Origin of the sequence: Bacteroides oleiciplenus YIT 12058, from assembly GCF_000315485.1 — a bacterium.
Taxonomy (GTDB): Bacteria; Bacteroidota; Bacteroidia; order Bacteroidales; family Bacteroidaceae; genus Bacteroides; species Bacteroides oleiciplenus.
The window spans coordinates 1152164-1174148 of sequence record NZ_JH992940.1; the positions used below are offsets into that span (position 1 = coordinate 1152164).

15 protein-coding genes are annotated in these 21985 nt (G+C 41.8%); 14 read left to right on the plus strand and 1 reads right to left on the minus strand.

All coding sequences use genetic code 11. The features are described 5' to 3' along the window. Positions 1-198 precede the first annotated feature (198 nt). The 14 genes from HMPREF9447_RS04995 to HMPREF9447_RS27420 all read left to right on the plus strand — a co-directional run bounded on the left by HMPREF9447_RS04995 (position 199) and on the right by HMPREF9447_RS27420 (position 20305). Entirely contained in the window at positions 199-1068 is an 870-nt protein-coding gene (locus tag HMPREF9447_RS04995) for a sensor histidine kinase (RefSeq protein ID WP_009128656.1), read from the plus strand. Positions 1069-1136: 68 nt separating this feature from the next. Further along, complete coding sequence (locus tag HMPREF9447_RS05000) at positions 1137-2387, plus strand: phosphatase PAP2 family protein (protein WP_044137454.1); 1251 nt, start codon at positions 1137-1139, stop codon at positions 2385-2387. Between the two features lie 133 nt (positions 2388-2520). After that, positions 2521-3429, plus strand: a complete 909-nt coding sequence (gene bla / locus HMPREF9447_RS05005; protein WP_009128659.1) for a class A beta-lactamase, subclass A2 — start codon at positions 2521-2523, stop codon at positions 3427-3429. Further along, the gene (locus HMPREF9447_RS05010; protein WP_009128660.1) at positions 3426-4052 is read left to right on the plus strand and encodes an NUDIX hydrolase N-terminal domain-containing protein; all 627 of its coding nucleotides are present in this window, start codon (positions 3426-3428) and stop codon (positions 4050-4052) included. Before bla ends, HMPREF9447_RS05010 begins: the two co-directional genes overlap by 4 nt. A 195-nt stretch (positions 4053-4247) precedes the next feature. Then, entirely contained in the window at positions 4248-5066 is an 819-nt protein-coding gene (locus HMPREF9447_RS05015) for a helix-turn-helix domain-containing protein (protein ID WP_009128661.1), read from the plus strand. 502 nt (positions 5067-5568) lie between these two features. Further along, entirely contained in the window at positions 5569-6150 is a 582-nt protein-coding gene (locus HMPREF9447_RS05020; protein WP_009128662.1) for a DapH/DapD/GlmU-related protein, read from the plus strand. A 172-nt stretch (positions 6151-6322) separates the two neighbouring features. Beyond that, the gene (locus HMPREF9447_RS05025; protein ID WP_044137457.1) at positions 6323-7225 is read left to right on the plus strand and encodes an arginase family protein; all 903 of its coding nucleotides are present in this window, start codon (positions 6323-6325) and stop codon (positions 7223-7225) included. Positions 7226-7305: 80 nt separating this feature from the next. After that, positions 7306-7995 carry a response regulator transcription factor gene (locus HMPREF9447_RS05030; RefSeq protein ID WP_009128664.1) on the plus strand — a complete coding sequence of 230 codons (690 nt, stop codon included), beginning with the start codon at positions 7306-7308 and terminating at the stop codon, positions 7993-7995. Further along, positions 7992-9359 carry a HAMP domain-containing sensor histidine kinase gene (locus tag HMPREF9447_RS05035; RefSeq protein ID WP_009128665.1) on the plus strand — a complete coding sequence of 456 codons (1368 nt, stop codon included), beginning with the start codon at positions 7992-7994 and terminating at the stop codon, positions 9357-9359. Before HMPREF9447_RS05030 ends, HMPREF9447_RS05035 begins: the two co-directional genes overlap by 4 nt. A gap of 122 nt (positions 9360-9481) precedes the next feature. Next, positions 9482-12133 (plus strand): magnesium-translocating P-type ATPase, encoded by a 2652-nt coding sequence (mgtA, locus tag HMPREF9447_RS05040; protein ID WP_009128666.1) that lies wholly within the window; start codon positions 9482-9484, stop codon positions 12131-12133. Positions 12134-12145: 12 nt separating this feature from the next. Beyond that, positions 12146-13222 (plus strand): hypothetical protein, encoded by a 1077-nt coding sequence (locus tag HMPREF9447_RS05045; RefSeq protein ID WP_009128667.1) that lies wholly within the window; start codon positions 12146-12148, stop codon positions 13220-13222. 140 nt (positions 13223-13362) lie between these two features. After that, a complete protein-coding gene (locus HMPREF9447_RS05050) occupies positions 13363-13659 on the plus strand; it encodes a YtxH domain-containing protein (RefSeq protein WP_009128668.1) in 297 nt (98 codons plus the stop codon). Positions 13660-13875: 216 nt separating this feature from the next. Beyond that, positions 13876-16806: a two-component regulator propeller domain-containing protein gene (locus tag HMPREF9447_RS05055; RefSeq protein WP_009128669.1), complete on the plus strand. Its 2931-nt coding sequence runs from the start codon at positions 13876-13878 to the stop codon at positions 16804-16806. Positions 16807-16924: 118 nt separating this feature from the next. Continuing rightward, entirely contained in the window at positions 16925-20305 is a 3381-nt protein-coding gene (locus HMPREF9447_RS27420; RefSeq protein ID WP_009128670.1) for a family 43 glycosylhydrolase, read from the plus strand. A gap of 33 nt (positions 20306-20338) precedes the next feature. On the opposite strand, the gene HMPREF9447_RS05065 is transcribed toward HMPREF9447_RS27420, so the two are convergent. After that, positions 20339-21850, minus strand: coding sequence for a MutS-related protein (locus HMPREF9447_RS05065; RefSeq protein WP_009128671.1), 1512 nt, complete (start codon positions 21848-21850; stop codon positions 20339-20341). Between the last annotated feature and the right edge of the window lie 135 nt (positions 21851-21985).

The following is a 21985-nucleotide window of genomic DNA, read 5'->3' on the forward strand; positions in this document are numbered from 1 at the left end:
TTCAAAGCATACAGGTACTATTGCAACAAGTCCACTATTGGGGTATTAAGTATACCTAATAGCGGTCATTTGCCAAAGGACAACAATAGAAATTCCAAAATAAAGAGATAAAGAGCATTTCCTTTTTAATACAAAATGTCAAAGAACACTTGATTCTTACTTTTTACACAACCTCAACTGGACCTGGAGCGTGATATCATGCACGGCGTCATGATACAATTCGCCTTGATTAGTGTTGTATTAGGAATAGCAATTGTATTCATGATGCGTTTCATATCACGCCGGTTGTGGAAACCTTTTGACGAGACATTGAGGCAGATTGAAAATTTCCGGCTTGAAAGCGGTACGATCCCACAACTACCCGAAAGCGGTATCAAAGAATTTGACAGGCTGAACCATACACTGGATCGCCTGATGGGAAACAGTCTGAAAAGCTACCGGACACAGAAAGAGTTCACAGAAAATGCCTCGCACGAACTACAAACTCCGTTAGCCGTCTTCCAAAGCAAACTCGACCTGCTGCTTCAACAAGCAGACTTGACGGAACAGCAGGCAGCCGCCATACAGGATTTATATCAGGTTTCCAACCGCCTGTCACGCTTGAACCGGAACTTATTATTGCTTGCCAAAATAGAAAACAAACAGTACGGCCAAATGGATACCATCGACTTAATAACCGTACTGGATAAGCTTCTCCCCTCCTTGGAGAATCTGGCAGAGGGAATCAATATTCGCAAGGATTTCCATACACAAAGAATGGAAATCCGGGCAAACAGAACTTTATTAGAAAGTCTAATCAATAACCTGATTGTGAATTCTGTCCGTCATAATATGGCAAACGGAGATATCACCCTCTCCATTAAAAACCAACAATTGATTATCTCCAACACATCCGAAGAAAAAGCCCTGGACAGCCAACTCATATTCAACCGCTTTTACCGCCCATCTGAAAAAAACAAAGGAAACGGATTAGGGCTGGCCATTGCCAAGGCTATTTGCGACTATCATAATTGGATAATTACTTATCACTATGAAAGTAACCGGCATTATTTCAGCATCCAATTCTGAATCTTCAAACTTTCCACAAAATCGTCTTCTACTTTTGTGCTTATTCTTAACCCCCAAAGTAGAAAACGATGAGAAAAGCAACGAGTGTATTACTTATTCTTATTTGCACATGCAATTATTTAATTCATGCAACCATAAAAGACAGTATCCCATTTTCCCCCCGGCAAACCGCACATTCATATGAGAGAAAACTCGATAAAATCATTTCATCACATGCTTATCAGATGACTTATATCGGAGTTCCTCTCGTCATCGGAGGAATGATTGTAAAAAGTGAAGACGACCATTTCCGACAGTTACGAAACGACTATATGCCTTCCTTCCGACAGCATTATGACGATTACCTGCAATATCTGCCGGCAGCCGCAATGCTCGGTATGAAGATAGGAGGAGTTGAAGGACGGAGTTCATGGGGACGGATGCTGGCATCGGATGCTTTCACAGTTGCAATTATGTCTACAGTAGTAAGTCAACTGAAAGTAAAAACAAAAGTGATGCGTCCCGACGGTTCCAACAATCATTCCTTTCCTTCGGGACACACAGCTACCGCCTTTATGACCGCCACTATGCTCCATAAAGAATATGGCGATATAAGCCCATGGATTAGTATAGGAGCATATTCCGCAGCTACCGCCACCGGGCTCATGCGTATGGCAAATAACAAACACTGGTTAAGTGATATCATGGCAGGAGCCGGAATTGGAATCCTCTCAACCGAGTTGGGCTATTTCATTACAGACCTGATTTTCAAAGACAAGGGGCTATTGAAAAGTTCCCAATCAGATTTCTGTCTTGATAAGAAGATGCCGCCATCATTTCTCGGGCTTTATATAGGATTTAATATTCCTCTGAGTAAATATGACCTGGATGAACACACCACATTGAAAACATCTTCCGGCAGCACGAGCGGCATTGAAGGGGCCTATTTCTTCAATCCTTATTTAGGATTTGGGGGACGATTCACCATTTCCAATTTATCATTTCTACTTAATGATAACGAAGCCCAAAACCAAACATTCAGTTTTACATCTTTTTATACCGGAGGCTACTTTTCATATCCCCTATCTTCACGTTTAGCTGTCGGCAGTAAGCTACTAGCCGGATATACCCACTATAATACATTGCAATTGCCCTATTCAACAATAAAGGCGAATGGTGGTCTTTGTTTGGGAAGCGGCTTGTCCTTACTCATTAAGGTGAAACCGAAGTTAAACTTCCGGTTCTTATTTGACTATAATCTGATTCCTCCACATAGTGTAAACACCAAAGAGTATATGCATACTTTGACATTAGGAGGCATGGTCGCCGTCACATTGTAGGCTAACAAAATTAGTTATTTGCTATCAGAAAGTCTCAGAATTATTGTATCTTTGAGCGATATATGGGAGAACCTCTTACCCAATACCTAAAAACTAACGAGAAGATAATTACAATTTAAGATTTATATTAACCATGAAAGTGAGTATCTTTTTAGTCTGCATGTTACTGACCTCTTTATTCAGTGCTTGCAATATCAACAAACGTAATCAACAGAAAGGACTGGAACAGCAAATCGAGCAAGTTCTGAAAGATAAAAAGGCAACTGTCGGCGTTGCCGTATTAGCTAATGATACAATCATTGCACTCCATAACAATCAAATTCATTTCCCTCTGTTCAGTGTCTTCAAACTCCATGTAGCACTGGCTGTTTTAGACAAAATGGATAAGGAGCATGTAAGCTTAGACAGCATCATGGAAATAAAAGCGGCCCAAATGTTACCCAATACATACAGCCCATTGAGACAGAAATTCCCTGACCAGGATTTCAGTATATCTTTGAGAGAGCTGTTAGAGTATAGCATATCATTGAGCGATAACAATGCTTGCGACGTACTCATTGACTATACCGATGGTATAGAAAAAGTTAATAGCTACATAAAATCATTAGGTTTGAAAGACTTTAATCTGGCAGCTAATGAAGACCTCATGCACCGGGATGTGGCAACCCAATATCAAAACTGGAGCACCCCGGAGGCAGTGGTCAGACTGCTGGATATAGCTGACAAGCAAACCTTATTTGCCACCGAATACAAAGATTTCTTATGGCAAATCCTGAAAGAGACTTCCACAGGTACGGACAAACTGAAGGGGCAATTACCCCCTGATGTCATTGTCGGACACAAAACCGGTTCTTCCGACAGAACACCCGCAGGCGTAAAAACCGCCGACAATGACGCAGGCTTCATCATCCTTCCAGACGGACGAGAATATTACATCACGGTCCTCGTCATGGAATCACAGGAAAATGATCAGGAAAATGCAGCCATCATCGCCCGCATATCCAAGATAGTATATGATTCTTTAAATCCCAATATCCAATGAAAGAGAATACCGATCCCCGCTGGCTCGAATGGGCCAAAGAACTCCAATTCATAGCACAGGCAGGACTGACCTATACCAAAGACCCTTTCGACCTTGAACGTTTCGAACGTATCCGCGAAATATCAGCAGAGATAATGAGCCACCAGAGCGACCTGCCATTAGAAAAAGTGAAAGGCTTGTTCTGCAATGAAACAGGCTTTCAGACACCCAAACTAGACACACGGGCTGCTATCTTCAAAGATGATAAAATTCTCCTGGTAAAAGAGAAAGCCGGTGTATGGTCTTTGCCGGGTGGCTGGGTAGACGTGAATCAAACCATCAAGACCAATACGGAAAAAGAGGTAAAGGAAGAAGCGGGGTTAGATGTGAAAGCTGTTCGCCTGATTGCCGTGCAGGACAGGAATCTGCACAACGTACCACCCTATGCATACAATGTTTGCAAGGCTTTTGTGCTGTGCGAAGTAACAGGCGGAAGCTTTCAGAGTAACATAGAAACGACTGAAAGCAGATATTTCTCTCTGGATGAAATACCTGCGTTAGCGGAAGAAAAGAACAGCAAAGAACAGATAGCCATGTGCTTTGCTGCCTATCAGGACAAGAACTGGGAGGTACAGTTTGATTAGAATGCTTCTGCGAACTGAAACACAAATCCTGCCGTATCTTTTCCGAATCCATAATCAATACGGACTATCACCTAAAGAATATAAGAAAGATTGAGTTTATTATACCTTCCACAAGATTTTTTTTAGATATAAACACTGTAATTTCTCTATATATAGAGAAATTACTATTTTAGCAGATGAAAAAGATAAGAAAATATGGAAACACTCAAAGTACTTGATTATTCGAATGTGTTCATTGCAAGTTATTTTACGGATGATCGCCAGTGTTCGCATTCTAACCGCGAACATACTCTGATTTACCTTTGTTCCGGAGAACTGGAAATCGAAGAAAAAGGGAAAAAGACTATTCTGCATAAGGGTGACTGTGCTTTTATGCGACGTGACAATCAGATGCTGTTACAAAAGCGCGTCAAAACTGGGAAGCCCTATCGTTCTGTTGTTTTGAAGTTTTCCCGTAAATTCTTACGCGAATTTTATCAAAATCTGGATAAGTCCGCACTGCCCGAATATGCCAAACGGGATAAGAAAAGCCTATGTCTGTTGCCTAACGGACGTCCTGATATCAAGAGCTTGTTCGAATCCATTCTACCTTATTTTGATTCCGACATAAAACCTTCTGAGGATTTGTTGAAACTGAAAATGATAGAAGGGGTATACATACTGTTGAACACGAGCAAGGATCTCTACGCTTCACTCTTCGATTTTACCGACCCGTGGAAAATTGACTTATTGGAGTACATGAACAACAATTACATGTTCGATCTTTCTTTAGAAGAAATGGCAAACTATACGGGGCGTAGTTTAGCTACTTTCAAACGTGATTTCAAGAAACTCAGTGACTTGCCACCGCAGAAATGGCTGATAAAACGTAGGTTGGAAACGGCACACGAACTGATTACAACAGGCCGGAAGAAAGTTACAGAAGTATGCTTTGATGTCGGATTCAAGAATTTGTCGCATTTCTCCAAAATATATAAAGAAATGTATGGTATTTCACCGGTCAACAGTATATAACAAATCAAACCTACAGAAACCTGCCTTCCACAAGCAGCTCCGCAAATAGATAATGCGAAGCTGTTTAATAATCCATTTGAACCTTACAACAAAGCCCTTTGAGCTCTACAACAAAGCCCTTGCGATAAATACCCCGTATCTTTGTATCAGAACATTAAGGTACAATCGAAATATTCCATAAATGGTCGGAGTATTCTTTTACAAAAAGAGCAGTAAACCGATTCCTTTCTTTCGGCTTTTCTTCCGACTCATTGAGTGAACCTGATTCAGTCAGGGACTGAATGCCTTTGACTCCCTGACTGAATGCCTTTCAGTCCCTGACTCATTGTACCCCCATTCAGAGGGCGTCTGAGAGGGGGTGGAAAAAGTAACAAGACAGGGTAGAAACAGAAATGAATATTGCATACAAAATAACGCGGTTTGATTTCTTTCTGCACGCAAATAAATCAATTCCGCCAATGGGTTAAGTAAGGAATTTCAAATCAAAACAAAAGATACAATTATGAACGATATTTTCACAAGAGACATTAACGGCGAAATGGTATCGCCCAACGACGAAGGATATAATGAACTAATTGCCGACATCTTTGCCACGATGAAAACCGCCACAGAGATGAACACGGGTTATCGTACTCCGGAAGAGGTACACAATTATATGGGGCAGATACTTGGAAAGCCGTTGGATAAAAGCACCACGGTATTACCTCCTCTCTATATAGACTATGGCAAACCGGTGAACATCGGCAAACGTTGCTTTATCCAACAGTGTTGTACGTTCTTCGGACGAGGAGGCATCACCATTGGGAATGATGTATTCATCGGCCCCAAAGTAAATCTGATTACCATTAATCACGATCTCGACCCCGACAACCGCAGTGCAACTTACGGACGCCCCATTGTGATAGAAGATAAGGTATGGATTGGCATCGGCGCAACCATTCTGCCTGGTATAAAAATAGGCTATGGTGCTGTTATCGGTGCAGGAAGTGTGGTTACAAAAGAAGTTCCGCCCATGACGATTGTGGCAGGAAATCCAGCACGAATCATCAAGAATATAAAAACAACTAAAAATAAAGACATATGAAGAAAGATAAAAACCATAACAGCACATTTTGCAGAATCCATAGGGATAAATTTATCAGTATATGAATAATTTAGCCGTACTTGTATAAAACCGAAGAGTTTCCTATTTTTGTACCTAAAAAGAATGAGAAACCTTTTTAGTGTCCATCGCATTAATCATTGGAGCTACTTCAATGTATGCACAAAAAAATAGTAAAGATATGAAGAATGAAACAACTCCTCTCCGCCTGATTTACCCGCAATGGCAAGGCGGAATTGTAGATCACTGGATGCCGGATATTCCGGCAGAAGACTCTTCCAAAGGCTATTATTTAGGTGCCCAACTCTTAAACCTGCTGGCTCCCGAAAGCAACCAGAAAACGGTGGAAGTTCCGGTTTCACTGGAGATAAACGACCGGGCAATAGAAAAAGGCATCAGTGCTCGCAATGTCATTGTAAAACAAAGCAAGGCGGCACTCAATATACTTAATGAAAATAATCCGGATAGAATCCTCACCCTCGGTGGAGAATGTTCAGTGAGCGTTGTCCCGTTCACTTATCTGGCAGCCAAATATCCGGATGATGTAGCCGTAGTCTGGATAGATGCGCATCCGGACATCAACCTGCCTTATGATGAATACAAAGGGTACCATGCAATGGCCCTCACAGCATGTTTAGGCATGGGGGACGAAGAAATTGTCAATATGCTACCCGGCAAATTCGACATTTCCAAAGCATTGATTGTAGGCTTACGTTCGTGGGATAAAGGTATGCAGGAGAGGCAAAAGAAATTAGGAATAAAAGGACTAGCACCCAAAGACATAGCAGAGAATAGTACCGCCATCATGGAGTGGCTGAAAGGAACAGGAGTTTCCAAAGTCGTCATCCACTTTGATCTGGACGTGATAGACCCTGCCGACATGATTGCAGGCGTCGGTGTGGAACCGGATGGCATGAAAACCGAGGAAGTAGTCCGCGTGATTAACGACATTGCTTCCGAATATGACCTGGTAGGACTGACCGTAGCCGAACCGATGCCACGTATCGCTATTAAAATCAGAAATATGCTGAACCGGTTGCCTTTATTAAAAGAGTAAGAAAAGAGAAACTCACAAATAATCTCTATATTTGTATGGTCTCAAATAAAAACAACTGGAATCTATAAAAAATACGGACCATGCATACGATATTGATTATTGAAGACGAATCAAGAGTAGCCAGCCTGCTCAAGAATGGACTGGAAGAGAATGGTTATCGAACCATGGTAGCTTACGATGGCGTCATGGGACTGCGTCTCTTCCGTGCCCATACTTTCGACCTGGTAATCTCCGACATCATTCTACCCAAGATGGATGGTTTTGAGTTGTGCAAAGAAATCCGCAAAGCAAATCCCAGTGTCCCCATCCTGATGCTCACAGCCTTAGGCTCTACAGACGATAAACTGGATGGATTTGATGCCGGAGCGGACGACTATATGGTGAAACCTTTCGATTTCAGGGAACTCTATGCAAGAATCAAAGTGCTGCTGAAACGGCATCATGAAAATAACGCCTCCCCGCAGCCCAAAGAAATAAGGTATGCCGACCTGTATATTGACCTACAAGGCAAAAACGTAAAACGGAACGATACGCCTATCAAGCTCTCCCCAAAAGAATATAACCTTCTGGTATATATGGCTGACAATGCCGAACGGGTTCTCAGTCGTGTGGAGATTGCTGATAAAGTATGGAACACCCACTTTGATACCGGAACAAACTTCATTGATGTGTATATCAACTATCTCCGCAAGAAGATTGACCGGGACTTCGAAACCAAACTAATCCATACCAAAGCCGGCATGGGTTTTATCCTGACCGACAAGCTATGAAAATCAGAACTGCACTAACCCTGCGATACACCTGCATCACAGCCGCCGTATTCCTTGTATTTATTACGGCCATCTACTGCGTCAACGAACATTCGCGCAGCAGTGCCTTTTTCAGAAACCTGAAAAGCGAGGCTATCACCAAAGCACATCTGTTTCTGAATAATCAGGTAGATGCGGCAACCATGCAATCCATTTACCTGAATAATAAGAAATTCATAGATGAAGTGGAAGTCGCCGTCTACGACACCAACTTTCACATGCTATATCATGATGCACTGCAAAACGATATCATAAAGGAAACACCGGAAATGATTAGGCGTATCATCCAGAAGAAAGAAATTGATTTCTATATAGGCAAATATCAGGGAGTAGGCATCATCTACACTTTTGAGGGAAAAGAATATATCGTCACAGCCGCAGCCTATGATGGTTACGGATATGCCAAACGCGAAATCCTGGAAGAAACCCTTGTTTTATTGCTGGTTAGCGGGCTCTCCATCCTGATCATCGTAGGTTATATCTTTGCACGCAGTTCCTTAGCTCCCATACGGGGAATAGTAAAGGAAACCGAAAGTATCACAGCCTCACAAATAGACAAACGTTTACCTGTAAAGAACGAAAAAGACGAATTAGGCGAGTTGAGCCTTACTTTCAATGCTTTACTCGACAGATTGGAAAAGTCATTCAATTCGCAAAAGATGTTCATCAGTAATGTCTCCCATGAACTACGCACCCCTATGGCAGCCCTATCTGCCGAATTGGACTTGGCACTTCAAAAAGAAAGAACTCCTGAGCAATACCAGAATGCCATCCACAATGCCTTACAAGATTCCCAAAGAGTAATAAAACTGATAGACGGCTTACTGAACCTAGCCAAAGCCGACTATGCACCGGAACAAATTAAAAGAGAAGAAGTCCGTCTGGATGAACTCTTGCTTGATGCAAGGGAACTCGTGTTAAGAGCCCACCCCGATTATCATATCGAGCTTGTATTTGAACAAGAAGCGGATGATGACAAAGTACTTACTGTAATCGGAAATAGTTATCTGCTCACAACGGCATTCGTCAACCTGATAGAAAATAACTGTAAGTATTCTCAGAACCGGACCTCCTTCATCCAAATTGCATTCTGGGAACAATGGTCCATCATACGCCTGTCCGATGATGGTGTAGGCATGTCCGAGAAAGATAAAGAAAACCTTTTCCAACTGTTCTATCGCGGAGAAAACAAAGAGATCGCATCCGGATATGGCATCGGCATGACTCTGGCTCACAAGATACTAAGCCTTCACAAAGGTGAGATTTCCGTCTTTTCACACCAAGGAGAAGGTACTACTTATGTAGTAAAACTACCGCATATCTAATTTCTCTAATAGTTTTCTAATACCACTCTAATAAATCTCTAACGGCTTCCCTGAAAAGCCTTACTTACTTTTGCGCCGTGAAAGAATAAACGCAATTAGTAACTTAAAAAAAATTAGAGATTATGATGTGGAAGAAAAAGTTACGCCAGCCGCAGTATGCATTTAATTCAGAGAAGGTTTTCCTGGCAGCCACACAAGCTACCAAGTCTGTTTACTCCTACCTGCAAACAACCAGGCTCGGCTTGACCAAAGCTGAAGTAGAAAACAGGCAAAACACGTACGGAAAAAACGAAGTGACCCATGAACCAAAGAAGAATCCCTTTGTCGTCTTTATCAAGACTTTTATCAATCCGTTTATAGGTGTACTTACCGGGTTAGCTGTTATATCTCTCGTTATTGATGTGCTCATGGCCGCACCGGGAGAACAAGAATGGACAGGAGTCATTATCATCGCCGTCATGGTGATATGCAGTGTTATCCTGCGCTTCTGGCAGGAATGGAAAGCCAATGAAGCCACAGAATCATTAATGAAAATGGTAAAAAACACTTGTCTAGTGAAACGTGCCGGTGGCTGTGAAGAAGAACTGGACATCACGGAACTTGTGCCGGGAGACATAATCTACCTGGCTGCAGGAGATATGATTCCCGCTGATTTACGAATTATCGAATCAAAAGATTTGTTTATCAGTCAGGCTTCCCTGACCGGAGAATCGGAACCGATAGAAAAGTTCCCGGAAATCAAAGAGAAGCAATACAGAAAAGGCAGCATCGTGGAATTGGATAACATCTGCTACATGGGTTCCACCGTCATCAGTGGAGCCGCCAAAGGTATTGTTTTTGCAACCGGAAACAGAACTTACCTCGGAACCATTGCCAGAAACCTGAATGGACACCGGGCAATAACCGCCTTCGACAAAGGTATCAGTAAAGTCAGCCTCCTGCTTATCCGGTTTATGCTGGTTATGGTTCCATTCGTTTTTTTTATCAACGGATTCACAAAAGGTGATTGGTTCGAGGCTTTCATTTTTGCCATCTCGGTAGCTGTGGGATTAACTCCCGAAATGCTTCCGATGATTGTCACCGCTAACCTGTCCAAAGGAGCTTTATCCATGTCCCGAAAAAAAACAATTGTCAAGAATCTGAATGCAATTCAAAACTTTGGTGCCATGAATATACTATGTACGGACAAGACAGGTACACTCACCTGCGATAAGATTGTATTGGAGAAATATATCAATGCCGACGGAAGCGCTGACGAGAGCAAGCGTATTCTGCGTCATGCTTACTTCAACAGTTATTTCCAGACAGGGCTGAAAAACCTGATGGATAAAGCAATCCTATCTCATGTGAAAGAACTGAATTTAGAACACCTGAAAGACGACTATACCAAAGTCGATGAAATCCCCTTCGACTTCATACGCAGAAGAATGTCCGTAGTAATAAAAGACAGACAGGAAAAACGACAGATCATCACTAAAGGTGCGGTAGAGGAAATACTTGCCATCTGCTCGCACACAGAATTCAATGGAAAAGTATATCAGCTAACAGATGAGCTAAAAGCAAAAGCCAAACAAATTAGTGATGAGATGAACCGTAAAGGTATGAGAGTGTTAGCCGTCTCGCAAAAAAGCTATGTCGAAAAAAATGGCAATTTCTCTGTAGGTGATGAAAAAGAAATGGTATTGATCGGCTATCTGGCTTTTCTCGATCCCCCAAAGCCTTCCGCAGCAGAAGCTATCAAGCAGCTGCACGAGCACGGCGTGGAAGTTAAAGTGCTGTCGGGGGACAATGACATTGTAGTAAAAGCAATCGCCTTGCAGGTAGGTATCGACACTGGTCATTCGCTGACTGGTCCTGAAATAGAAATGATGGACGAAACCGCCCTGAAAGAGCAGGTAAAGACGACCACCGTATTTTCCAAACTGACGCCCTTGCAGAAAACGCAAATAATCTCCATTTTACAAGAACAGGACAACACGGTGGGTTTCCTGGGTGATGGCATCAATGATGCGGCCGCACTGCGCCAGTCGGACATAGGTATTTCTGTAGACTCGGCCGTGGATATTGCCAAGGAAAGTGCCGATATCATTCTGCTGGAAAAAGATCTGATGGTACTGGAAGACGGCGTGATAGAAGGAAGAAAAACATTCGGAAATATCATCAAGTACATCAAGATGACGGCAAGTTCAAATTTCGGGAATATGTTCAGTGTTATGTTTGCCAGTGCATTCCTGCCTTTCCTGCCGATGATGCCTATTCATCTGCTCATCCAAAATCTGTTGTACGATATTTCCCAGACCACTATCCCTTTCGACCGCATGGACCCGGAATTCCTGAGGAAACCGAGAAAATGGGATGCATCGGACCTGAGTCGTTTCATGATTTATATCGGACCGATCAGTTCTATATTCGATATTGTCACTTATCTGGTGATGTGGCATGTATTCGGCTGTAACAGTCCTGAACATCAATCGTTGTTCCAGTCGGGATGGTTCATCGAAGGATTGCTTTCGCAGACTTTGATTGTACACATGATACGTACGCGGAAGATTCCGTTCATCCAAAGCCGCGCCACATGGCCTGTTATAGGAATGACGTCTTTAATCATGGTAATAGGCATTATCATACCGTTTACCTCTTTCGGGGCATCCATCGGTTTGCAGGCATTACCGCTAAGTTATTTCCCGTGGTTAATAGGGATACTGCTCTCCTACTGTATTCTGACGCAGCTCATGAAGAATTGGTACATTAAGAGATTTACACGCTGGCTATAAACAGAAAGAATCATGAAAAGAATAGTAATGTTATATGCGGTGCTCGCAGGGAATCTCCCCTGCATGCCCGCACAAGAAATCAACATGATATACACCGCAGAATGGCAACTCAATTTCCAAAAGAAAATGAATGTATGTAACCTGCTTCGACTTGATGCCAATATTCCTGCGCTGAAAGGTGGAGAAGTAAATGCAGCAACCATTCACCTATACAAAACAAAAACTGAACGCATTACCGGAGATTGGCAAGTGTTTTCAAACATCGAAGAAGATAATCTGTATGCTGGCATAGCCGTATTGGGATATACGCAACGGATTGGAAATACCCAACTCTTTTTGGGGATACGCAATCTGAATGAAGATTACTTCATTGCTCCGGGCATGTCACTGTTCAGCAACAGTTCTTGTGGAATTTTTCCTACAATATCCGCCAACTATCCGATCGCCAATTATCCTTTATCCGGCATCTGCATTGATTATAAAATTCATCTCAACCATTGGCTCATTCAAAGTAGCATATATGGCGGAAAAGCGTACAACGGATGGAACAGACATAACAATCCATTCATCATTAACCTACGGGATAACGGAATTTTCAGTATTACAGAAAGTAATTATGGCACAGATTATGGCAGATATTTTATGGGTTTTGCTTTACACAACAGGATGCATTTATGTTATGAAGATGCAAAACAGAAAGTATTGGAGAAAGAAGAAAAAAAAGTAAGTTTCGCATGGTGGGCCTACCTTGAGCAAACACTGTGGAGAATAAAAAAACGGGAAATAAATCTATTGGCACAATATTCACAAAGCTATCACATCACAGACGGATGTACAAGGTATATGGAAATAGGTTCTACCTACAAACAATATGACAATCCAGAGAAAGCATACCACTTAGGAGTGTCGGTCCAATATGCCGGTTACACCTACGGGACAGAAGTTTCGACAGAAATGACTTACCGCAAACACTTCGGTACTGCTTTTTTCATACAACCTGCTTTCCATCTGGCAAGGAACAAATACGGTTGGCATTCTACGTTATCTGTACGTCTATCCTGCATGATTAACTTTTCACCGAGAGAATAAGGTGATTAATAAAAGTTTTCATTTATAATTTGTGAAATAGTAGTAATTCTTTTCGTCTCTGTTGAACTAATGCCTATACTGCGTGTTCTCAAAGCAAAATAGAAAGTAATTTAGTTTTTAACCATTAAACCTTTTAAATTATGACTTGTAAAGATTCTCATTTTCTGATTGGACTGGGAGTAGGTTCAATCTTAGGAGCGCTGGCATACGGTTTTGCCCGCAGTTCAAGAGCTAAAAAAATGAAAGCGGAAGTATGCGATGCCCTGCACAGAATTGAAGGACATACCGAAGACTTGCTGGAAACAGCTAAAGAAAAGGCATTGTATGCCGGAGAAAGAGTAGCGGACAAAGTAGCAGACGAAACTTCTGCCATTGCCGGAAAAGCAAATGATCTCAAAGGCAAAGTACACTCGCTGGCCGACGAAGCAAAGAAGTAAACTAACCAATTCTGACCACAAAGGCAGAGAAAGACGGATAAATATCCGCTTTTCTCTGCCTTTTTTCTATCTTTGCGCGCATTTTACTAAAAAAACAACACAATATAGATGAAAAGAAACAACTGATAAGAATGGATATATACCAAAATGAAATCAGGAAGTATTGAATACACAAAATTATACTATATTTGCGATTAGATAATAAATCTAATAATTATGATAGCAAAAAGAGTATACCTCATATTTATATCCATACTGGCCACAATCTTTCCAGCCATAGCCCAACATATACTTTATACAGAATTGCCTACCCAAGACCAATTACCTACCGCCCCAATATATCGGGCTTTTCAGGATAAGGAAGGCTATATGTGGTATGGAACCGGAGGTGGTGGTCTTTGCCGCGATGACGGATATTCCATTAAAATATTCCGTTCGGATTTCAAAACTCCTGATTTGTTAGAAAGTAACTGGATAACCTGCATTACAGGAGATAACCAATATAGAATTTGGTTTGGAACTAAACGTGGCCTATATCTACTGGATAAAAAAGACTATCAAATCCGCCTTTTCGGTGATAAAGAAATAGAACACTGGAGCATAGACGCAATATTAATAGCCACCGACGGTACTATCTGGATATCTGCCAATCATCTGATATTACACTATGATGCCACAGGCAGAAAGCGGTTGGGTACCTATTCCACGGAATGGAAAGGTAAGTCGCGCCCGGTATCACAAATTTATGAAGATAGAAGTTCAGAGATATGGATGATACAACAAAAAGGGGGCGTTTTCAAATTTGATTCCGAAAAAAACGACTTCACTCCATATCCCTGGACGTTGGATTCAACTCCCACCTATTTTATGCAAGACATCGCATCTCCAGGCTATTGGATTTCAACATGGGGTGAAGGCATCGTCTATTTTAATCCGAAAGCGGAAACCTCAAAAGGGATGTTCTCCACCCAACCCATATTCAGTAAGTCAACTAACTCAAGAAAACAGATTCTCGGAATGTTGCAAGACACTGTCCGGCAATGTATCTGGACAATAACAGCCGATAACCTATACACGTATCGGACCTCCGAGACACACGAATTACTTTCTTGGGGAGAGTATGAAGGATATTCTTCCACCCCAATGATACTCAATCAACTCATTAGTGATTACAATGGAAATATCTGGGTACCCTCTTTCCATCCACATACATTTATATTATCTTTTCCCAAAAACCAGCTTATCCGTCATTCTGTTCCGTTATTGGAAGCAGAAACGGGACAACCGGCTCTTCCGGCATCTTTTATATGCGACAAAGGGCGATATTGGTTCTGTCAAAGACGTTCCGGATTATATCTGTATACTCCTGAAAATAACAAACTCCTACCTGTTTCCACATCCCTCCAACATAATGGCGACAAAATATCTCCCCTATTAATAAAAGCAAGAGATAACAAAAGTATCTATACGGTACTAAATGACACCAATGTTGTACGCGTAAACTGTGAAACTAACAAACTACCGATAATGGAGAAGGCTGTTTGTCTACCTTTTCATGAGCGGATTCATACATTGCGTGAGGATGCACAATCTTGTTTATGGATAGGTACGAGCAATGGTCTTTTCCGATATAACCTGTTATTGCGACAGTTGGATCAACTGCTGAAAGATATGGGAGTCATTAATGACATTGCCATCCAGTCCGATGGTACAGTCATTTTAGCAACAGAGAAACAGGGTTTGTGTATATTCCGTCCCGATTCAGAGATGCAAAGCTATAATAAAGATGAAAATTTCATGTCAGTCGACATAGCACCCGACCAAACTATTTGGACAAGTACTACCCGAGGAAATATCTATTCCTTTCATTCCGGCAAACACGCTCTGACATCTGTTACAGAGGAATGTGGCATGAACGGTGATGCAGTAACCACTATCAAAGCTGATAATAAAGGAAGCATCTGGATGTTGACAGACCAACGTATCATCATATATAATCCATCCGACCAATCAACGAATGCCATTTATAGTTCCGACCCATCTGTTGCAATGAACAGTTTCCTCTCCCTAAATAAAGACAAAGACGGAACTATTTTCGTCGGTGGCACAGGAGGCTTTTGCTCATTTCTGCCTTATGAAGGCCTGAATGCCACTACACGAAATGTTCCGGTCAAGCTATCAGCCATAAAAATAGATGATTGCCTCAGACTGCCAGGATATGCAGAAGAAGAATTTATATTGCAGCCCAGCGAACAAAGTATAGACCTATTTTTCTCCACACTCGACCACCTCCATGCAAAGAAAATACGCTATGCCTTCAGGTATGGTACAAATGACTCCTGGAATTATCTGCCGGAAGGGCAAAACAATATCTATCTCGCCGGATTATCTAAAGGTTTCCACACCTTGGAGATAAAGGCAACAGATAACAACGGACATTGGGGTAGTAACAGTATGGAGATTAGAATACAGCGTCTACCAGCATGGTACGAAACAAAATGGGCTTATACCTTATATATACTTACTTTAATTATAATCGCCTGCTTTGCACTTCGCTACTATATGGAACACAAAAAACAAAAATTACTCGATGAACAAATCCAAAATAGCGCGAAAGACTTACAAGGTCTCGTTTGCCAATTATCAGAAGATATTCTGACTCCCGCACCAACTGATGGTCTTGACATGAAGTCACTTCTGGTCAGTATCCAAAAAATCCTTTTGCAACAGAAGCAAACTAAGGTAGAAGTTACATCAAGCAATGATGAAATCAGTGATAACGAAAATATACTATCCGTTTCTGATGAAAGGTTTGTCCAAAAAGCACTCGATTATATAGAGCAAAACATAGACAACTCCAACTATTCAGTAGAGCTGCTAAGTAAAGACTTGGGTATGGAACGGACAGGGCTCTACCGGAAGTTAGTATCCATCATCGGCAAAACGCCAACAGATTTCATCCGCTCAATCCGTTTGAAACGTGCAGCGTTACTTTTAGAGGAAGGATATTCTGTTTCCGAGGCAGCCGACCGTGTAGGCTTCGGCACTGCCAGCTACCTGAGCAAGCGTTTCCAAAAGGAATTCGGAATGAAACCGTCAGAATACATCGCGTCACTCAAACAATCTAAAAATAAAGCTGAAAAATAAGACTTTCAACCTCCATCACCTATTTTTCAACATTTGAACGCCCTGTAACAACAGGGCGTTTCTAATTTTGCACCGTCTTCACAGGCATCAGAACAGTAATAATCTAACAATTAAAAACATGAAAACAAAAAATCTATTTCTATCCTTATTTCTATTATTCATAATAGGTAACTTGCACCCTTTACGTGCCCGCACTCCGCAAGAAAAAGAGATGAAAGCCTATCTTCTGGTATATTTCAAAGATACTGATCATGACCTTCACATGGCTATCAGTCCTGATGGATATACTTTCACCGATATAAACAACGGAAATCCTGTCATGCTGGGAGACACCATCGCCCTGCAAAAAGGTATACGCGACCCTCATATTTATCGTGGTCCAGACGGTGCCTTCTATCTGACGATGACGGATCTGCATATCTACGCTCAAAAAGAAGGTTTACGTGAAGAAGAGTGGATGCGTCCGAAAGACGAATATGGCTGGGGGAATAACCGAGCATTAGTATTAATGAAATCGCACGACCTGATTCACTGGACACGTACCAACATCCGCATCGATCAATTGTCACCCGAATTGGGTGAGATAGGCTGTGCATGGGCTCCAGAAACTATCTATGATGAAGAAAAAGGGAAAATGATGATTTATTTCACTATGAGATTCAGAAATGAAGAAGCTAAAATGTACTATGTATATACCAATGAAGATTTCAACAAGATAGAATCTCTGCCTACCTTATTGTTCGACCATCCTCAAAAAGATATTTCGGCCATAGACGGTGATATTACCAAAATCGGGAATAAATACCATCTGTTCTACGCATGCAACAAAGGAATCATGAAAGCTGTATCTGACAAGCTGACCGGCGATTATCAATTTGACCCGACATTTTATGATTCGGAAGAGAAATCATGTGAAGCCCCCAATGTATGGAAGCGAATCGGCGAAGATAAATGGGTACTGATGTATGACATCTTCGGAATCAAGCCCAACAACTTCGGTTTTAGAGAAACTTCTGATTTCAAGCATTTCACAGACTTAGGACGTTTTAATGAAGGAGTAATGAAAGCCACCAATTTCAATATGCCCAAGCACGGAGCTGTGATACAGTTGACGGAGAAAGAAGCAAACGACCTGTGCAAATATTGGAACTGTCCTATAAGCTTCGGAGAAACACTTCCAGCACAAGAGTATCCCAAAGTTATCTTACGGGGAGACTATGCCGATCCTACCATTCTCCGAGACGGAAAAGATTTCTATATGACTCATTCCGCCTTTGTTTACGCACCAGGATTTCTGATTTGGCACTCTACCGACCTCATAAACTGGCAGCCTCTTGTGCGAACAATGACTGACATCACAGGTTCTGCTTACGCACCCGACCTGGTAAAGCATGGTGACACTTATTATATTTATTATCCATCTAACGGAACTAATTATGTGATTTGGGCAAAAGATATTAAAGGTCCCTGGAGCAAGCCTGTTGATTTGAAACTGCATCGCTATATCGATCCGGGACACATTGTGGGTGAAGACGGAAAGCGTTATCTACATCTCAACAGAGGTGATATGATACAGCTCACCGATGATGGCCTGGCTACTGTCGGAGAAGTATTCCACACATACAGTGGCTGGCAATACCCGGAAGATTGGGATGTGGAATGCTTCTGTCTTGAATCACCTAAACTGACTTACAAAGACGGTTATTACTATCTAACTAGTGCAGAAGGCGGCACGGCCGGACCTGCAACCAGTCACATGGTAGTCTCAGCCCGGTCGAAAAGCGTAAAAGGTCCTTGGGAGAACTCGCCTTATAATCCAATCGTACATACCTATTCAGCCAGCGAACAATGGTGGTCAAAAGGGCATGGGACATTGATTGATGATGCAGAAGGCAATTGGTGGATGGTTTATCATGCCTATGAGAACGGAGCATATACGTTGGGGCGCCAGACTCTTATAGAGCCTGTAGAATGGCTCAACGACGGGTGGTTCCGCTCTATGCAAACACACAAACCGGTTCATCCGACAGAGATTCCGGCAGAACCAAGCATGGAACTTTCTGATGATTTCAATTCAGAAGAATTAAGTATCCAGTGGACAACCTGGGGAAAGTATAACCGACAGGATTTTGAGTTAAAAGATGGCAAGTTGTATATACAGGGAAAAGGTACATCACCTAAAGATAGCCGCTTGCTGCTGGTCACGGTTCCTGATAAGTCGTATCAGATAGAGACCCAAGTTGATTTAATGAATTCCGGCACAGGCGGATTGGTTCTATATTACAACGAAAAAGCATTTGCCGGAATCGTGTCCGACGGGAAGCAATTCATTGTTTATAAAAATGCAAACGAACAGGAAAAAGTACCCAACACTTTTGGCAAACACTTCTTCGTCAGAATTATCAATGAAAAGCATAACTGCACTTTACAAGTAAGCCGGGACGGCACACTGTGGGAAACCATAAAGAAGGATATAGACGTATCCGGATTTCATCATAACAACTACCGGGGCTTCTATTCACTAAAAGCAGGGTTAATAGCAACCGGTGATGCGACGGTAGCTTTCAATGACTTCCGTTACACTCCTCTCACTAACAAAAAAAATCCGGTTCTGAAAGGCCTTTATGCCGACCCTGAGATTCTATACTCACAAAAAGACAAAAAATACTATATTTATCCTACCAGTGACGGATATAAGAACTGGGAAGGTTGGTACTTCAAAACCTTTTCATCGGATAATTTAAAGGACTGGAAAGATGAGGGTGTCATTTTAGATTTAAAGAAAGATGTTCCATGGGCCGGCGGACGAGCATGGGCACCTTGTATCATAGAAAAGAAAGGACGGAAGAAGGGAGAATATAAATACTATTTCTATTATACCGGAGCCGGAAAAATTGGAGTAGCCGTAGCCAATGAACCAACCGGCCCTTTTGTGGATTCAGGTGCTCCTTTGCTCGACCAAAGGCCTGAAGGCACCAATAGAGGAGCTGTAATTGACCCTGATGTATTCCATGATCCTGTTTCCGGAAAAGATTATTTATATTGGGGAAACGGCTTTTTAGCTGTTGCAGAGTTGAACAAAGATATGATTTCTATTAAAAAAAAGACACTGAAACTCTTGACGCCTCCTCAATACAGTGAAGGTACCTACGTTTTCTACCGGAAAGGTCTCTACTACTTTCTCTGGTCTAAGAATGATACAAGAAGTGAAGACTATCAGGTTCGTTATGGCACTTCTAAATCTCCAACCGGACCTATAAGTATTCCCGAAAACAACCTGATACTTTCAAAGGTTCCCGAAAAAGGTATTTATGGAACGGGACATAATTCGGTACTGCAAATGCCGGGAACAGATGAATGGTATATAGTATATCATCGTTTCAATCGCCCGAATGGAATAAAGATGGGACGGGACGCCGGATACAATAGAGAAGTATGTATAGATAAGATGGAGTTTAATGAAGATGGTAGTATAGTGCCTATAACTCCCCTATTGTAATACATTCCATTTACGGTTACTATCCAGATGCGATTAGGATATTTGTTTAGAGACGAGTGAATAGGCTTCCCCTATCAATGGGGCGGGATATTCACAAATTTCCAATATCCTGATCGCATTATGTTCAGTTGCAATTCCTTCTTTCAGTTTATAGTCGAAAGATAAGACACCCTCCTTCACAGACTCACTGAAATAATACAATTCATACTCTTGTTCCAGCATATCCGCCAGTTCAAGGTCGTGCGTGGAAACAAAGACTAAATTCCCGTTTTTCACCAGCCAGGACAGTACAGACTTGGCTATGGCTATCCGTTCCTTAGTGTTTGTTCCACGAAACAGTTCATCGAGCAGGAACAAATGGTTGCCATTGTCACTTTCATCGATAAACTCTTTGATGGTCGTCACTTCCTGCATAAAATAGCTCTTATTTTCCATCAGGTTATCTCCCTGGTGAATGGAAGACAACAATGACATTTGCAGGTCCGCTTCAAAAGTTTCTGCAAAACAGGTATGGAGTGCCTTTGCAGCCAACAGGTTCACTCCTATTGTCCGCATAAAGCAGGTTTTCCCGGCCATATTCGAGCCGGTTATCAATGCCGACTTACCGTGCAGGACTAGGTCGTTCGAAACACAATTCTCTATCAGAGGATGATAAACAGACCGGATACGCAGCCTCTCGCCCACCTTGTTCTCTCCCGGCAGACAATAATAAGGTAAATTTTCCCTCAATATGGAGACTGAAAAGAGGGTATCCAAAAAGCCAATAAACTGGTAGATACCGTGAATGGCAGCAGACTTCTCTTTGAATAGTTTGAAAGTTTTCCCCACTGCATAAGCCTCATGAAGAAAGAATATTCGGGCAAGTTCGGCTACAATATAGAACAGAATAGCCATATCATTATCCAGTGTCATATTGAAACGGAAGTAGGAAATATACTTTTTCAGCCCTTCCACCTCCTTCAGATCATCAGCTATATGCGGGGCCACAGACGCAAACTCCCGTTTCTGCGCCAACCGTTCAGCCTGCCTTATCATTTTAATCAATTGGGGAATTGAAAAAAAGTACCCTTGTATCTTTGGTTTGCAACGATAGTGCAACACGCCATTAGTGATGAAAGCAATGACAAACAGAGTCAGGAAATATCCCGAATGGGTAATCAGAGTCAAAGCAAGAAACAAGAACGGCAGGAAACGGCAAATGCTGATACCTTTCATCTCCTTACGGGAAATCTCCACATTGTTCCCCTCAATAATAGATACAATGGAGTAAGCGTCCGGCTTATTCAGTTTCTTCAATGTCTTAGACAGGAAATCGCGCAATTCCGTATTTGCGGACAGTGAACTGAGCAAAGCCTCCTGCTTTCCAATGCCTGAAACTTTGTCCGACAACAAAAGATAATACAGGTATTGCCGACCGATGGATGAATTACAATAATCTATTTCTGCAAACAGATCATCCAGATTTAAATCATCAACACAATTAGCGGGCAATCCCGTTTCACTCTCTTCGGTTCTATAAAGGAAATAATTAGCGATTTCTGACATAAACAATAGCTTTTTGATAGAATTTTATTCGCCTTCTTCCGTGTCAAGACAGAAAGGAAACAACAAATCTATGAAAATCAAGTGAAAAAGCAATCATAATCCATCTCTTTTTCAATTGCAAATGGAAAAGAAAAA

Bases quoted from the DNA above. Each gene is read 5' to 3' on its own strand.
- HMPREF9447_RS04995 (WP_009128656.1), top strand. From the start codon at position 199: ATGCACGGCGTCATGATACAATTCGCCTTGATTAGTGTTGTATTAGGA.
- HMPREF9447_RS05000 (WP_044137454.1), top strand. From the start codon at position 1,137: ATGAGAAAAGCAACGAGTGTATTACTTATTCTTATTTGCACATGCAAT.
- bla (WP_009128659.1), top strand. From the start codon at position 2,521: ATGAAAGTGAGTATCTTTTTAGTCTGCATGTTACTGACCTCTTTATTC.
- HMPREF9447_RS05010 (WP_009128660.1), top strand. From the start codon at position 3,426: ATGAAAGAGAATACCGATCCCCGCTGGCTCGAATGGGCCAAAGAACTC.
- HMPREF9447_RS05015 (WP_009128661.1), top strand. From the start codon at position 4,248: ATGGAAACACTCAAAGTACTTGATTATTCGAATGTGTTCATTGCAAGT.
- HMPREF9447_RS05020 (WP_009128662.1), top strand. From the start codon at position 5,569: ATGAACGATATTTTCACAAGAGACATTAACGGCGAAATGGTATCGCCC.
- HMPREF9447_RS05025 (WP_044137457.1), top strand. From the start codon at position 6,323: ATGTATGCACAAAAAAATAGTAAAGATATGAAGAATGAAACAACTCCT.
- HMPREF9447_RS05030 (WP_009128664.1), top strand. From the start codon at position 7,306: ATGCATACGATATTGATTATTGAAGACGAATCAAGAGTAGCCAGCCTG.
- HMPREF9447_RS05035 (WP_009128665.1), top strand. From the start codon at position 7,992: ATGAAAATCAGAACTGCACTAACCCTGCGATACACCTGCATCACAGCC.
- mgtA (WP_009128666.1), top strand. From the start codon at position 9,482: ATGATGTGGAAGAAAAAGTTACGCCAGCCGCAGTATGCATTTAATTCA.
- HMPREF9447_RS05045 (WP_009128667.1), top strand. From the start codon at position 12,146: ATGAAAAGAATAGTAATGTTATATGCGGTGCTCGCAGGGAATCTCCCC.
- HMPREF9447_RS05050 (WP_009128668.1), top strand. From the start codon at position 13,363: ATGACTTGTAAAGATTCTCATTTTCTGATTGGACTGGGAGTAGGTTCA.
- HMPREF9447_RS05055 (WP_009128669.1), top strand. From the start codon at position 13,876: ATGATAGCAAAAAGAGTATACCTCATATTTATATCCATACTGGCCACA.
- HMPREF9447_RS27420 (WP_009128670.1), top strand. From the start codon at position 16,925: ATGAAAACAAAAAATCTATTTCTATCCTTATTTCTATTATTCATAATA.
- HMPREF9447_RS05065 (WP_009128671.1), bottom strand. From the start codon at position 21,850: ATGTCAGAAATCGCTAATTATTTCCTTTATAGAACCGAAGAGAGTGAA.